The organism is Mycobacterium asiaticum, from assembly GCF_001668675.1.
GTDB lineage: Bacteria > Actinomycetota > Actinomycetes > Mycobacteriales > Mycobacteriaceae > Mycobacterium > Mycobacterium asiaticum_D.
Genome location: NZ_LZKQ01000131.1, coordinates 17,704 through 31,937, shown reverse-complemented (window position 1 = coordinate 31,937; position 14,234 = coordinate 17,704). Strand labels below are relative to the sequence as shown.

General features: G+C 66.7%; 14 protein-coding genes. 2 read left to right on the top strand and 12 right to left on the bottom strand.

Going from position 1 to position 14,234, the window contains the following annotated elements; translation table 11 throughout:
* Positions 1 to 104: 104 nt before the first annotated feature.
* A complete protein-coding gene (gene fbaA, locus A9X01_RS11495; protein ID WP_065120901.1) occupies positions 105 to 1,139 on the bottom strand; it encodes a class II fructose-bisphosphate aldolase in 1,035 nt (344 codons plus the stop codon).
* Between the two features lie 62 nt (positions 1,140 to 1,201).
* On the opposite strand from fbaA, the gene A9X01_RS11490 reads away from it, so the two are divergent.
* The gene (locus tag A9X01_RS11490) at positions 1,202 to 1,879 is read left to right on the top strand and encodes a DedA family protein (protein ID WP_065120900.1); all 678 of its coding nucleotides are present in this window, start codon (positions 1,202 to 1,204) and stop codon (positions 1,877 to 1,879) included.
* Here A9X01_RS11490 and A9X01_RS11485 read toward each other — a convergent pair.
* The gene (locus A9X01_RS11485) at positions 1,876 to 2,994 is read right to left on the bottom strand and encodes a glycoside hydrolase family 76 protein (protein WP_065120899.1); all 1,119 of its coding nucleotides are present in this window, start codon (positions 2,992 to 2,994) and stop codon (positions 1,876 to 1,878) included. The genes A9X01_RS11490 and A9X01_RS11485 overlap by 4 nt on opposite strands.
* Before the next feature lie 32 nt (positions 2,995 to 3,026).
* Here A9X01_RS11485 and eat point away from each other — a divergent pair, with 32 nt between their 5' ends.
* Positions 3,027 to 4,406 (top strand): ethanolamine permease, encoded by a 1,380-nt coding sequence (gene eat / locus A9X01_RS11480; RefSeq protein WP_065120898.1) that lies wholly within the window; start codon positions 3,027 to 3,029, stop codon positions 4,404 to 4,406.
* Here the strand turns inward: eat and A9X01_RS11475 are convergent.
* The 10 genes from A9X01_RS11475 to A9X01_RS11430 form a co-directional block, all read right to left on the bottom strand.
* Entirely contained in the window at positions 4,399 to 5,187 is a 789-nt protein-coding gene (locus A9X01_RS11475) for an IclR family transcriptional regulator (protein ID WP_065120897.1), read from the bottom strand. The genes eat and A9X01_RS11475 overlap by 8 nt on opposite strands.
* A gap of 30 nt (positions 5,188 to 5,217) precedes the next feature.
* Entirely contained in the window at positions 5,218 to 6,030 is an 813-nt protein-coding gene (locus A9X01_RS11470; protein WP_065120896.1) for an alpha/beta hydrolase, read from the bottom strand.
* Positions 6,031 to 6,230: 200 nt separating this feature from the next.
* Positions 6,231 to 7,433: a vWA domain-containing protein gene (locus A9X01_RS11465; protein WP_065120905.1), complete on the bottom strand. Its 1,203-nt coding sequence runs from the start codon at positions 7,431 to 7,433 to the stop codon at positions 6,231 to 6,233.
* A gap of 5 nt (positions 7,434 to 7,438) precedes the next feature.
* Positions 7,439 to 8,080, bottom strand: coding sequence for an SRPBCC family protein (locus tag A9X01_RS11460; protein ID WP_065120895.1), 642 nt, complete (start codon positions 8,078 to 8,080; stop codon positions 7,439 to 7,441).
* Positions 8,081 to 8,090: 10 nt separating this feature from the next.
* Positions 8,091 to 8,960: an AAA family ATPase gene (locus A9X01_RS11455; RefSeq protein ID WP_065120894.1), complete on the bottom strand. Its 870-nt coding sequence runs from the start codon at positions 8,958 to 8,960 to the stop codon at positions 8,091 to 8,093.
* A complete protein-coding gene (locus tag A9X01_RS11450; protein WP_065120893.1) occupies positions 8,957 to 9,550 on the bottom strand; it encodes a nucleotidyltransferase family protein in 594 nt (197 codons plus the stop codon). The genes A9X01_RS11455 and A9X01_RS11450 overlap by 4 nt, the downstream gene beginning before the upstream one ends.
* The gene (locus A9X01_RS11445) at positions 9,547 to 10,428 is read right to left on the bottom strand and encodes an XdhC family protein (protein ID WP_065120904.1); all 882 of its coding nucleotides are present in this window, start codon (positions 10,426 to 10,428) and stop codon (positions 9,547 to 9,549) included. The genes A9X01_RS11450 and A9X01_RS11445 overlap by 4 nt, the downstream gene beginning before the upstream one ends.
* A gap of 11 nt (positions 10,429 to 10,439) precedes the next feature.
* On the bottom strand, positions 10,440 to 12,848 hold the full coding sequence (locus tag A9X01_RS11440; RefSeq protein ID WP_065120892.1) for an aerobic carbon-monoxide dehydrogenase large subunit: 2,409 nt from the start codon (positions 12,846 to 12,848) through the stop codon (positions 10,440 to 10,442).
* On the bottom strand, positions 12,845 to 13,327 hold the full coding sequence (locus A9X01_RS11435) for a (2Fe-2S)-binding protein (protein ID WP_065120891.1): 483 nt from the start codon (positions 13,325 to 13,327) through the stop codon (positions 12,845 to 12,847). The genes A9X01_RS11440 and A9X01_RS11435 overlap by 4 nt, the downstream gene beginning before the upstream one ends.
* Before the next feature lie 2 nt (positions 13,328 to 13,329).
* Positions 13,330 to 14,220 (bottom strand): FAD binding domain-containing protein, encoded by an 891-nt coding sequence (locus tag A9X01_RS11430; protein ID WP_065120890.1) that lies wholly within the window; start codon positions 14,218 to 14,220, stop codon positions 13,330 to 13,332.
* Positions 14,221 to 14,234: the final 14 nt, after the last annotated feature.

Below are 14,234 nucleotides of genomic sequence, written 5' to 3'. Positions count from 1 at the left end.
GCATCCGCGCCCCGCCCCCTAGTTAGAGGCGCGAGTTACCCCCGCGGGCCGCCGCCCCCCCCCCCCCCCGCGGGGGGGGGGGGGGGCTTTCGCGTCTGCTCGGCCTAACTGGCGAGGGACTTGCCCGCGCAGTGCAGGTCGTTGCAGGCCTCGATGACCCGCTCGGTCATGCCCGCCTCGGCCTTCTTGAGGTAGCTGCGCGGGTCGTAGACCTTCTTCGAACCCACGTCGCCGTCGACCTTCAGCACGCCGTCGTAGTTGGTGAACATGTGCGCGACGATCGGGCGGGTGAACGCGTACTGGGTGTCAGTGTCGACGTTCATCTTCACCACGCCGTAGCGCAGCGCCTCCTCGATCTCCGACTTCTCCGAGCCCGAACCGCCGTGGAAGACGAAGTCGAACGGCTGCGCGTCATCGCCGAGCCCGAGCTTGGCCGCGGCCACCTTCTGCCCCTGCGCCAGGATGTCGGGACGCAGCTTGACGTTGCCCGGCTTGTACACGCCGTGCACATTGCCGAACGTCGCGGCCAGCAGGTAATGGCCGTGCTCGCCGTGGCCCAGCGCCTCGATCGTCTTCTCGAAGTCCTCCGGGGTGGTGTACAGCTTGTCGTTGATCTCGTTGGCGACGCCGTCCTCTTCGCCGCCGACCACGCCGATCTCGATCTCCAGGATGATCTTGGCGGCCGCGGCCTGCTTGAGCAGTTCCTGCGCGATCTCCAGGTTCTCGTCGATCGGCACCGCCGAGCCGTCCCACATGTGCGACTGGAACAGCGGGTTCTTGCCCGACGAGACACGCTCGGACGAGATCGCCAGCAACGGGCGCACGTAGGTGTCGAGCTTGTCCTTGGGGCAGTGATCGGTGTGCAACGCGACGTTGATCGGGTACTTCGCCGCGATGACGTGGGCGAACTCGGCCAGCGCGACGGCGCCGGTCACCATGTCCTTGACGCCGAGGCCGGAGCCGAACTCCGCGCCCCCGGTGGAGAACTGGATGATGCCGTCGCTGCCGGCGTCGGCGAAGCCCTTGATGGCCGCGTTGATGGTCTCCGAAGAAGTGCAGTTGATGGCCGGAAAAGCGTACGAATTCTTCTTGGCACGGCCCAACATCTCGGCGTAGACCTCGGGCGTTGCGATGGGCATGAGACTTCCTCCTCGAAGACTTTGGTCCACCCAGTATTGCAACGCCGGTATGTTGAAGCATCATGAGCACCTCGGTTGTCGCGTTGGGCGACTTCCTCGACCCGTGGTATTGGTTGGGCCCCGGCGGCGTCTTCGGGTCTGCGGTGTTACCCGGGATCCTGATCATCGTCTTTATCGAGACCGGTCTGCTGTTTCCGCTCCTGCCCGGCGAGTCACTGTTGTTCACCGGCGGCTTGCTGGCGTCGAAGGGGACCATCGACATCTGGGTGCTGGCCCCCGCCGTCGCCGTCGTCGCGGTGCTGGGCGATCAGACCGGGTACTTCATCGGCCGTCGCATCGGTCCGGCGCTGTTCAAGAAGGAAGATTCGCGGTTCTTCAAGAAGCACTACGTGACCGAATCGCACGCCTTCTTCGAGAAGTACGGGCCCTGGGCGATCATCCTGGCCAGGTTCGCGCCCTTCCTCCGGACGTTCACGCCGGTGGTCGCGGGGATCTCCTACATGCGCTACCCGGTGTTCCTGGGGTTCGACATCGTGGGCGGCACGCTGTGGGGCGGCGGCGTCACGACACTGGGCTACTTCCTGGGCAACGTGCCGTTCGTGCACCAGAACCTGGAGAAGATCATCCTGGGCATCCTCTTCGTGTCGCTGATGCCCGCGTTCATCGCCGCCTGGAAGACCTACCGCTCGCGGCGCAGGGGCGCGAAAAAGGAAGAGTCATCCGACGCCAGCATCGATTAGTCGGCCGCCGTTACGGCGTGCGCGGCTTCCATCAGCATCCAGCCTGACAACTGCACCGACAGGTCCCGTTCGGGGATCTCCGAACTGTTCACCGCGCCCGCGACGAACTCCGCCTGCTGACCACCCGCGCTCGGCAGTTCGGCGTCGCGATCCCAGAACGCGCCGAACACCGGCAGGCCGTTCACCGTCTGGCGGTAGTCCCACGCCGACTTCGCGCTGGCCAGCACGATGTTGCGGGCGGTGTCCCGGGCCACGGCGTCCTCACCGGAATCACCGGGTAGGGCGGTGGCCACCAGCGCCAGATAGCGCGCGGTGATGCCTGCGAACAACCCGCCGTCACCGCCGCCGGCGCCTTTGAGCACACCCGATGGCGCCATCTGTTCCTTGACGGCGGCAACCAACCGGCGCGCCCGCAGCTGATGCCGTTCCCGGGCCTCGGCGCCGGTGCGCTTGGCAAGCTCAGTCTCCAGGCCGAGCACCACGCCCTGGCAGTACGTGTATTGCGCGCGCACCAGCGAGCCGTCCTTGATGCCGTCGAACACCAGGTGCGTCTCAGGGTCGATCAGGGTGCGGTCGATCCAGTCGCTCATCTGGTCGGCCCGCTGCACGTGGTTCCCGTACCGGGCCAGGAAGATTCCCGCCGGGCCGTTGGAGGGGGCGTTGAAGAATCGCTCGCCGCCCTTGCGCCAGGGGATGCCGCCGCCTTGCTCGGGCGCCCAGGAGTCGACGAACTGCGCGGCGAGCTTGCGCAGCGCCCGGTCGCGCTGCACACCGGTCACCTTGGTGGCACGTTCCAGCGCCAACGCGAGCCACGCCATGTCGTCGTAGTAGTTGTTGGTCCAGAAGAAGTTGTTGCGCAGCCGGTGCGAGCGCATCTGCCGCTTGATCCGGGTGTTCCGCTCCGGCTGCGGATCGCGTAGCTGGGCGTCGACGAGGCAGTCCAGCAAATGCGCCTGCCACCAGTAATGCCAGGTGCCGAACAACCGGTCCCGGCGCTCCGACGGCCAGGCCACCACGCCTAGCTGCGTTCCCGGCAACCCCCACAGTCGCGTCAGGTGCCGTTGCGTGACGGCGGTTTCAGAGCTGCCCGCCCGGTTCGCCCATACCTGATCCATACCTGTCGATCCTGCCCTAACGTGAGAGCGCTGTGGAAAGCCACCCGGAGCCGCGCACCTACCTGGAGAAGCGGCAACTGAAAACCGGTAGCGCCGGCTGGTTGCTACTGGCGGGACTCGGTGTCAGCTACGTGGTTTCCGGGGACTACTCGGGCTGGAATTTCGGGTTGGCCCAGGGCGGCTTCGGCGGGTTGGTGCTCGCCACCGTCGTCATCGCCGCCATGTATCTGGCGTTGGTGCTGGGGATGGCCGAGTTGTCCTCCGCGCTGCCCACCGCCGGCGGCGGCTACACGTTCGCGCGGCGTGCGCTGGGAACCTGGGGCGGGTTCGCGACGGGCACCGCCGTGCTGATCGAGTACTCGATCGCGCCCGCGGCCATCGCGACTTTCATCGGCGCCTATGTGGAATCGCTGGGCCTGTTCGGCATTCGCGACGGCTGGTATGTGTACCTGGCGATCTACGCCCTGTTCATCGGCATCCATCTGGCTGGTGTCGGCGAGGCGTTGAAGGTGATGTTCGCGATCACCGCCATAGCCTTGGTGGGTGTCGCGATTTTCTGCGTCGCCGCCGTCGGGCGCTTCGATGCGGCCAATCTGACGAACATCGCGCCCACGAATTCGCTTGGCGCATCGGCATTCCTGCCGCACGGGTATCTGGGGCTGTGGTCGGCGTTGCCGTTCGCGATCTGGTTTTTCCTGGCTATCGAGGGAGTACCGCTGGCCGCGGAGGAGACGGCCGATCCGGCCCGCAACGTTCCACGCGGCATCACCGCGGCGTTTGCCGTGTTGCTTGCGACGTGCGTGCTGGTACTGCTACTGGCCACCGGTTCCGGTGGGGCGCATGCGATGTCGACTTCGGGCAACCCGCTGGTGGCGGCGTTGGGACCAAGTGGCGCGGCCAAGGCCGTCAACTACATCGGGTTGGCCGGTCTGATCGCGAGTTTCTTTTCGATCATCTACGCCTATTCGCGGCAACTGTTCGCGCTGTCGCGGGCGGGTTATCTGCCGAAGGTCCTGTCCGTCACCAACTCCCGGAAGGCGCCGACGCTGGCGCTGATAGTGCCCGGAGTCATCGGGTTCGGGTTGTCGTTGACGGGCCAGGGTGATCTGTTGCTCAACATGGCGGTTTTCGGGGCGACCCTGTCGTATGTGTTGATCATGGTCAGCCACATCGTGCTGCGCCGACGGGCGCCCGAGATGGAACGCCCGTACCGGACTCCCGGCGGCGTGGTCACCACCGGTTTCGCGTTGGTGATCGCCGCATTGGCGCTGGTCGCCACGTTTCTGGTCGACGGCGTCGCCACCGTGTGTTGTTTGGCCGTATTCGGCGCGTTCATGCTCTACTTCGCCTGCTACAGCCGACACCGGCTGGTCGCCAATTCGCCCGATGAGGAACTGGCCGGGCTCACTTGAATTGTGGGTAGCCCAGGCTGCGGCTGACGGCCAGCGCCGCCGTCCGTACCGCCGACGCGACGCGGGCCGGCTGCAGACGTCCGGCGGCGCCGGTCACCGACAGCCCTGCCACGGCACGGTGGCCGTCGCGGCCGACGTAGTTCTCCACCACGATCGGTGCTGCAACGCAAACGATTCCGACTGTCCATTCCTCGCGGTTGTAGGCCACCCCGGCGTCGCTGATCTTCTTCAGTTCTCGTTCCAGTTGCCGTGGGTCGGTGATGGTGGTGCCGGTGCGCGCGGGCATCGGTTCGGCCAGTGTCCGCTGCACGGCCGCCTCATGGCTGAAGGCCAGCATCACTTTTCCCAACGCCGTGCAGTAGGCGGGCAGCCACGAGCCGATGGAAGCACCCGCCTGCACGCTGCGCCGCCCGGCCAGCTTCTCGATGCACAACACGTTTGGGCCCTCCAGGACCGCCAGCTGCACAGTCTCCCCGGTGGCCGTCAGTAGATCGGACATGAAGGGCCGCGCACTGGTACGCAATCGGCGCGAAGCCGGAACCTGCTGACCCAACTCGAAGAGATGCAGGCCCAACCGATATCCACGGCTGCCACGCTCCAACAACCGATGCGCCACCAGGTCAGTGGCCAGCCGGTGCAGGGTCGCCTTCTTCAAGCCGGTCAGCCTGGCCAGCTCCGTGAGCCCGACCTCGCCCGGCGATGCGGCGACGGCGTCCACTATGAGCAGCAACCGATCACTGACGGTGCGCTGCTCACCGGATTCTTCGGCGCTGAGCCGCATTTGGGCAGAATACCCTGGGCGCAGGCTCTCTCAGAGTCCCTTTGATGCCAGCCAGCGCAACACGACGTCGGCGACCTCTTTCCGCCCGTTGTCGATGGTCAAGGAGTGCCCACGACCTTCGAAGAGGTGAAAGTCGGTGTCCGACTGCCCTTTTTCGTACAGGCGCTGGACCGCCTTGGTCACCTTCAGGGGCACCACGTGGTCCCGGCTTCCCGACGTGAGCAGTAGCGGGCCGCGTGCGGCGTTGAGCACATTGACGGCGCTTGGCGCGTGTCGGGAGAAATTGGCAGCCGCACCCTCGAACAGCGGCTTGCCCGGCCCGGGAATGGAGTAGGCGGCATGCAGTGCATCGGATTCCTCCCTAGACAGGTTGTTGCCGAACGCGTAATGGAATTGTTTGGGAGTCAACGAGACCGTGCGATGCAAGGTCCCCGGATTGCCAAGGATCGGGAATCCCGATCGCACCTGCGCCCACGGCAGCACCTTGACGCCCTTGATCGGCGCCGGATCGATGGCGACCGCGGCCGCAGCGATATTACGGTCCAGCAGCAGCTGCGCGATCAGGCCGCCGAACGAGTGTCCGATGACGATCGCCCGAGGCCCTCTCCCCCGCGGCGCGGCGAGGCCGGCGTAATGGTCGACCAGCTGCCCGATACCGACATCGTTGAGTGCATCGGCATGCTTGCGCGTCTCGCTCACCGTCGCGCCGTCACCGGGCCACCCCGGCGCCGAAGCCGGATACCCACAGCTCTGGAATAGATCGAGCCATGGTTTCCAGGCCTCCGAATGGATCCACAGTCCGTGGATGAAGATGACGGGCAGTTTACGGCTTGGTGAGGTCATGTCGTGTCCTTGGCGAATTGAATTTCAAGAAAGCGAGCGACATCGTCGGCGAACTCGCAGGCGTACTGAAAAGGGAAGCCCCCCAGGCTTTTCGACGAACGCGCTCAGCTAGCCGTTCGCAGTCCACAATGGCTCCTGCCCCACAGCCTTCCTACCGCCGCAGCCGGTTGCACGGAAGCGGTCCGCCCAATGGACCGGACTTAGCGCTGCCGCACCTGGCCGGCGATAGCCTGCAGCACCTCCTGCAACGCGCTCAGCGAGTGTGCGGGCATGAACAGGTCGCAGTACGGCAGGGCCGCCGCCATGGCGCCCGCCGAGGGCTGGAATCGATGCTGAGCGGCGCGCGGATTGAGCCACACCACCAGCTCGGCGCGGCGCCGAAGTCTGGCCATGGCGTGCCGAAGCGCATCGGGCGGGTCGCTGTCCCAGCCGTCGGAGGCGATGATTACCACCGCGCCACGCAACGCGTTGCCGTGCGGCGGCGCCAGCAGAGCTTCGACATTACGGCCGATGAACGTGCCGCCGTAGCGATCGACCACTTTCGCGTCGGCCCGCTGCAGCGCCACCTCCGCAGAGCGGTGTGACAACACCGCGGTCAACCGCGTCAACGATGTCGAAAAGGCGAACACCTCTGGCCGCAGGCCCGCCTGCCGCAACGCCGCTGCCCGCATCAGGTGCAGATAGATGGCGGCGTAGGGCTGCATCGATCGGCTCACGTCACAGGCCAGGACCACCCGCCTCGGCCGGCGGCGGCGCCGAGTTTTGGCCAGTGCCAACACTTCCCAGCCCGACGACCGTGAGGCGTTGATGGTCGCCCGCAGATCGATCCGTTCGCCGTGCGGGTTGAGTTCGGCACGCATGGTGCGCCGCTGCGGCCAGTGCCGCACCGAAGCCTCCAGCCAGGAGCCGAGCAACCGCAGATCGTCGGCGTCGAACCGGTCGAACGATTCGTCGGCCAGGGCGGCGATGCGACTGGGCGCCACATCGGGAAGTCGGAGACCCGTGGCGCCCTCGGGGTCGGCACCACCGCGGGTGACCCACGGCAGCGTCTGGGATTGCGGCACACTGGATTGCCCGGCGCCGCGGTGCACGGTTCCGGCGGCGGGCGTACGCGGGCCCGGCAGCGGAAGCGGGTGTTGCTCGCGACCGTCCAACTCGGCGCCGCCGAAGACCTCGGCGAACACGGCGTCGAACGACGCCAGTTCGTCGACCCGGTTCACCAGGGTCAGCCGCGCCGACCAGTAGAGCGCGGATCGGTTGTGCGGGGGCAGTTCTCGCATCGCGTGTACAAAGCCCGCCTGGCCGCTGGCCGATACCGTCACCCCGGCGCGGCGCAGGCGCGCCACCAAGCCGGCCGCAAAGGCTGCCAGGTCGACGCCCCGCAACAGGGCCGGGGTGGTCATCGCGTTCAGCGGCGCCGGCGCAACACCCACAGCAACGCAAGAACCGTCAGCGCGGCCAGCGCCGCGGCACCGTACTTCTTGATCTGGTCGCCGCCGGCGAGTTCCAGCAGATCGATCGCCTCGGGTTCCTTGGGCGGAGCGGTCGGTGTCTGTACTGAAGGCGCTGTGGCTGCGGGTTCTTCGGCGGGCGTGGTTGGTGAATTCTGGGCTGCCAGTTCGGCTTCGAGTGACTCGACGAACTGGCCCAGCAACTTCTCGGAGACCTGCTGCAACATGCCGCTGCCGAACTGGGCGAGCTTGCCGACGATCTTCAGATCGGTGTCGACGGTGACGTTGGTGCGCTCCCCCGCCTCCTGCAGTTGGGCGGTGACGGTGGCCGCCGCGTTGCCGGTGCCGCGTGCCTCCTTGCCCTTGGCGTCGAAGACCGCGCGGTACTGGCTCTGGTCCTGCTCGACGAAATGCACCTTGCCGCTGAACTCGCTGGTGACCGGGCCTACCTTTACCTTGACCTTGCCCAGGTATTCCTCACCCTCGTGACCGGTGAACTGGGCGCCGGGCATCAACGGAATCACCCTTTCCAGGTCGCACAGCACATCCCAGGCCTGCTCGATCGGTGCGCTGACGGTGAACTGGTTGGCGATCTTCATCCTTGTCCTCTCAGGTGGGGCTGTAGTCGACCAGCGCGTCGCTGATCAGAGTGCGGTCGTCGGGGGTTTTGGCGAGCGCGCCAAGACTGGCCAGGGCGGCCGGATCCACCAAGTCGGCCACGCCGAGCGACACCAGGGCCGCGACCCAATCGATGGTCTCGGCCACTCCTGGCGGCTTGTCGAGATCGAGTTCTCTGGCTGCACAGACAAATTGGGCGGCATGTTCGATCAGCGGTGCGGTGGCCCCGGGTACGGTGCGCCGCACGATCGCGGCCGCCCGCGCCGGCTCCGGGTAGTCGATCCAGTGATACAGGCAACGCCGTCGCAGTGCGTCGTGCAGGTCGCGGCTGCGATTCGAGGTAAGCACCGCGATCGGTGGCTGCCCGGCGACGAAGGTGCCCAACTCGGGGACGGTGACCGCGGCTTCGCCGAGGAACTCCAGCAGCAGCGCCTCGAATTCGTCATCAGCACGGTCGATTTCGTCGATCAACAGTACCGGGGGCGTCGGTCCGCGGTGCCGCACACACTGCAGGATGGGCCGATCCAGCAGGTACGCCTCGGTGTACAGGTCGCCTTCGGCGATCCCGGTGCCGCGCGCCTCGGCAAGCCGGATGGAGAGCAGCTGACGTTGATAGTTCCAGTCGTAGAGCGCCTCGCTGGCGGTCAGTCCCTCGTAGCACTGCAGCCGCACCAGGCTGGTATTGAGCACGGCGGCAAGCGCTTTGGCGGCCGTGGTCTTGCCGACGCCGGGTTCCCCCTCCAGCAGCAGTGGCCTGCCGAGCGTCACGGCCAAAAAGACCGCCGACGCGGTCCCGGTGTCCAACAGATAGTCCTGGGCATCGAAGAGTCGGATCACCTCGTCGGGGCCGGTGAAGGTCATGACGGCACCGCCGCCAGCAGCCGCCGGTAGTCGTCCCAGGTGTCCACGTCCAGCGGGACGGGCCCGGCCACCGCCAGTTCCCCGACCGGGTGCCGACCCGACTCGATCAGCTTCCAGACTCCCTTGTCGCCGTGCAATTGGGATAGCTCACCGAATACGTTGCGGCTGAACCAGAATGGGTGTCCGATGCCGTCGGAGTACCGGCACACCAGCACGTCGGCGTCCGGCCCTCGGCCGATCACCTCCCGCACCGTCACCGGGTCTACCCGGGGTTGATCACCCAGCATCAACACGATGCCGGCAGCTTGCGGGTTCACCCGCTGCAGCGCCACTCTCAGCGACGCCGAGCACCCGCTGCCGAAGTCCTCGACGGTCACCACCTCGGCACCCTCCAGCGGCACCCGATCGCGCACCTGCGGCGCGGCGCCGCCCAGGGTCACGAGCAGCTGGTCGAATCCGACCGCTCGGGCGACATCCAGCGTCGCACCGAGCAGCGTGGTATCCCGGTACGGCAGTAATTGTTTCGGGCTGCCCAGCCGACGGGAGCCGCCGGCGGCCAGGACGATACCGGTGACGCGCGGGACTGTCATACGCCGTTCCGGTCGGCGAACGCGCCGCGGCATCCCGAGCAACAGAACCAATAATCCGTGCCGGCCAGATGTAAATGTTCGGTGCCGGGTCCGACGACCACGGTCATGCCACACACGGGGTCGACCGCTTCCCGGGTGGCTCCGGCGGCCCGGGCGGGCCGGGCGAGGGTGCCGTTGCGGAGGGAGGCGATGAGCTCCGCGGCGATCGCCACCGCGATCTCGCTAGGTGTCTTTGCGCCGATGGCCAGGCCGACCGGACAGTGCACGCGGGCACGTTCAGATTCGGAGAGGTCCAGCGAGGACAGGATGGAAGCACCGCGCACCTTGCTGGCCACCAGTCCAATGTAGGGCACGTCGTTATCCAGTGCGGCGCGGATGATTTCGGCTTCCGGGCCGCCGTGGCTGGCGATGACGACCGCGCTGGTGTCATCCGGGGTGATGTCGCCGCCGTCGTCCCTGCGTCCGTCATAGCCGAGCACGCCGCAGATCTGGATTAATGCGTCGGCGATCGGTGTGGCACCGTAAATGCGGACCAGCGGGGCCGGCAGTTGCGGGGTTAAGAAGATCTCCAATGATCCGCCGGACAAGCAGGGGTTGACCACCACACAGGCGCCGGGCGCCTCCGGGAAATGCACGTCGCCGTCGGGCAGCACCCGTAACAGCACGCTTTCCCCGGCCTGCAGGACACCCAGCGCCGCTTTGCGAACCGAGTTCTGGGCGCACTGGCCGCCGACGAAGCCCTCGATCGTGCCGTCGGCCAACAGGATCGCCTCGTCCCCCGGCGACGCCGAAGTGGGCTGCTCGGCGCGCACCACCGTCGCACGCACGAAAGGTGTGCGCGCGGCGTGAAGTTGTTGTGCCCGTTCGCTGATGGTCATGGTTAGGTTGCTCAGATCGGCGGCCGCGCCCGGCCCTGCATGGCCTCCCACACCCGCGACGGTGTCAGCGGCATGTCGGCGTGCCGAACACCGTACGGTGCCAGCGCATCGATCACCGCGTTGACCACAGCGGGCGGCGACCCCACGGTTGCCGATTCGCCGATTCCCTTGGCGCCGATCGGATGGTGCGGCGACGGCGTCACGGTGAAGCCGGTCTCCAGATGCGGCACCTCCTGCGCGGTGGGGATCAGGTAGTCCATCAGCGAGCCGCCGAGGCAGTTGCCGTCCTCGTCGAAGGCGATCATTTCCATCAACGCCATCCCGATGCCGTCCACTATGCCGCCGTGCACCTGGCCCTCGATGATCATCGGGTTGATGCGAGTCCCGCAGTCGTCGACGGCCAAAAATCGCCGCACCTTGACCACGCCGGTACCCGGATCGACGTCCACCACACAGAAATACGCGCCGTACGGGTAGGTCAGATTCTCCGGGTTGTAGCAGACCTGGGCATCGAGGCCGCCTTCGAGACCCTCGGGCAGATCGCCCGCGCCGTGCGCACGCATCGCGATGTCCTGGATGGTGACGGCCGCCGATGGGTCGCCCTTGACGTGGAATTTGCCCTTCTCCCAATCCAAGTCGGCCACCGACACTTCGAGCATGCCGGACGCGATGATCTTGGCCTTGTCCCGCACCTTGCGCGCCACCAGAGCGGCGGCTGCCCCAGAGACCGGTGTGGACCGGCTGCCGTAGGTGCCCAGCCCGAAGGGCGTCTGATCGGTGTCACCGTGCACGACGTCGATGTCCTCGGGCGGGATGCCCAGCTCTTCGGCGACGATCTGGGCGAACGTCGTCTCGTGCCCCTGCCCCTGCGTCTGAACCGACAGGCGCACAACGGCTTTGCCGGTGGGGTGTACACGAAGCTCACAACCGTCGGCCATGCCCAGACCGAGGATGTCCATGTCCTTGCGCGGTCCCGCGCCCACCGCTTCGGTGAAGAAGGCCATACCGATGCCCATCAGCTCGCCGCGCTCTCGCTTGGCGGCCTGTTCGGCGCGCAATGCATCGTAGCCGATCATGTCCATCGCCTTGCGCATGGTGGTCTCGTAGTCACCGGAGTCGTAGGTCCAGCCGGTCTTGCTCCGGTACGGGAACTGGTCCGGCTTCAACAGGTTTCGCAACCTCAGCTCGGCGGGGTCCATCTGCAGCTCATGCGCCAGGCAGTCCACCAGTCGCTCGACGAAGTAGACCGCCTCGGTGATCCGGAAGGAGCACGCGTAGGCCACCCCGCCGGGCGCCTTGTTCGTGTACACCGCGGTCATGTGGCAGTACGCCGCTTCGAGGTCGTAGCTGCCGGTGAACACGCCGAAGAAACCGGCCGGGTACTTCACCGGGGCGGCGGTGCCGTTGAACGCGCCGTGGTCGGCGAGCACATTGGAGCGGATCGCCAGGATCTTGCCGTCGGCGGTCGCGGCGATCTCGCCCACCATGATGTAGTCGCGCGCAAAGCCGGTGGAGGTCAGGTTCTCGCTGCGGTCCTCCATCCACTTCACCGGCTTGCCCAGCAGCAGCGACCCGACGATAGCGCAGACGTACCCCGGATAGATCGGCACCTTGTTGCCGAAGCCGCCGCCGATATCGGGCGAGATCACCTGGATCTTGTGCTCAGGCAGGCCGGCAACCAGGGCGTAGAGCGTGCGGTGCGCATGCGGCGCCTGCGTGGTGGACCACAATGTCAGCTTTCCGGTGACCGGGTCCAAATCGGCTACCGCGCCGCAGGTTTCCATCGGCGCCGGGTGCACCCGCGGGTAGACGATCTCCTGTTTGACCACCACATCGGCCTTGGCGAACACGGCGTCGGTGGCGGCCGCATCACCGGTCTCCCAGTCGAAGCAGTGGTTGTCGGTCTTGCCATCCAGGTCGGTGCGGATCACCGGCGCGGACGGGTCCAACGCCTTGCGAGCATCAACGACCGGGTCCAGCGGGTCGTATTCGACGTCGATCAGCTCCAGCGCGTCGCGAGCCGAGTAACGGTCTTCGGCGACGACGAAAGCCACTTCCTGTCCCTGGAAGCGCACCTTGTCCGTAGCCAGCACGGCCTGCACGTCGTTGGACAGCGTCGGCATCCAGGCCAAGCCCTTCTCGGCCAGCGCGGCGCCGGTCACCACCAGCTTGACCTTCGGATGCGCTTGCGCCGCCGTCACATCGACGCTGACGATGTTCGCGTGCGCGTAGGGCGAACGCAGGATCGCCAGGTGCAGCATGCCCGGCAGCGCGATGTCGTCGACGTAACGGCCGCGGCCCCGGATGAATCGTGGGTCCTCCTTGCGCAGCATCCGCCCGTAGCCGCAGGGCTTCTGGTCGTTGTCCGCGGTGTCTTCCGGTGACGGAGGACGGGACGCCTCGTCTTTGAAGGTGGTCATGACGTCGGGGCCTCCGCTTGAGAGTTCTTTGCGGCCCACTGAATGGAACGCACGATGGTCGTGTAGCCGGTGCAGCGGCAGATCTGCCCGGAGATCGCTTCCCGGATGGTCTCCTCATCGGGGTCGGGGTCGCGGTCGAGCAGGGCGCGGGCGGTGATCATCATTCCCGGTGTACAGAAACCACATTGCAGGCCGTGGCAGCGCATGAAGCCTTCCTGCACGGGGTCGAGCGATCCGTCCGGCCCGGCCAGTCCCTCGACGGTCCGCACGCTGTGCCCGGACGCCATCACCGCAAGCATGGTGCAGGACTTCACCGGGACGCCGTCGACGTCGACGACGCAGGTTCCGCAGTTGCTGGTGTCACAACCCCAGTGGGTGCCGGTGAGCCGCAACTGATCCCGCAGGAAGTGCACCAGCAGCATCCGAGGCTCGACGTCGGCGGTGACGGGTTCGCCGTTGACGGTCATGGTTACCTGCATGATCAGTTCCCCTCCGGCGCAGGAATGTTGCGCACCCGCTCGACGGACGTGCGCATGGTTCGGATGGTCAGTTCCGAGGCGAGGTGCCGTTTGTACTCGGCCGTGCCACGGATGTCGGACACCGGCTCGCAGGCTTGCCCGGCCAGCCGGCCGGCCTCGGCAAAGGTCTCCTCGGTGGCCGGCCGGCCGGCGATCGAGGCGGACAGCTCGGCCAAGCCGTCCCGGTCGGCGTTGACCGCCGTCAACCCGACCCGGACGGCGACGATCGAGTCTCCGTCGAGCGTGACGCATGCTCCGGCCGCAGCGACGGCCCAGTCACCCACCCGACGCTCCACTTTGGCATACGCACTGGAGGTGTTGTGCCGCAGCGGGATCCGCGCTTCAATCAGGATCTCGTTGGGGGCGGTGGCCGTTTCATAAGGCCCGACCAGGAAGTCGTCGATCGGAATCTCCCGTTCCCCGGACGGCCCGCGCACCAGGCAGGTCGCATCCAGCACTTCGCACACGGTAGACAGGTCCTCGGCGGGATCGGCCTGGCACAGCGACCCGCCCAAGGTGCCGCGGTTGCGCACCACCGGGTCGGCGATCACCCGTTCGGCGTCGCGGAAGATCGGGCACACCGCCGCCAGCGTCTCGGACTCGAGGATCTCCCGGTGACGGGTCATCGCGCCGATGCGCACCAACGTCGGGTCGGTGATCACATACCCCAGTTCGGGCGCCAGGTCATTGATGTCGACCAGGTATTCGGGGTTTGCGATGCGCAGCTTCATCATCGGCAGCAGGCTGTGTCCGCCGGCGACGACGCGCGCCCCCTCTCCCAACCGGTCCAGTAGTCCGATGGCGTGGTCCACGCTGGTGGCACGCTCGTATTCGAAGGGGCCAGGTACTTGCATGCCGAAAGTGTCAG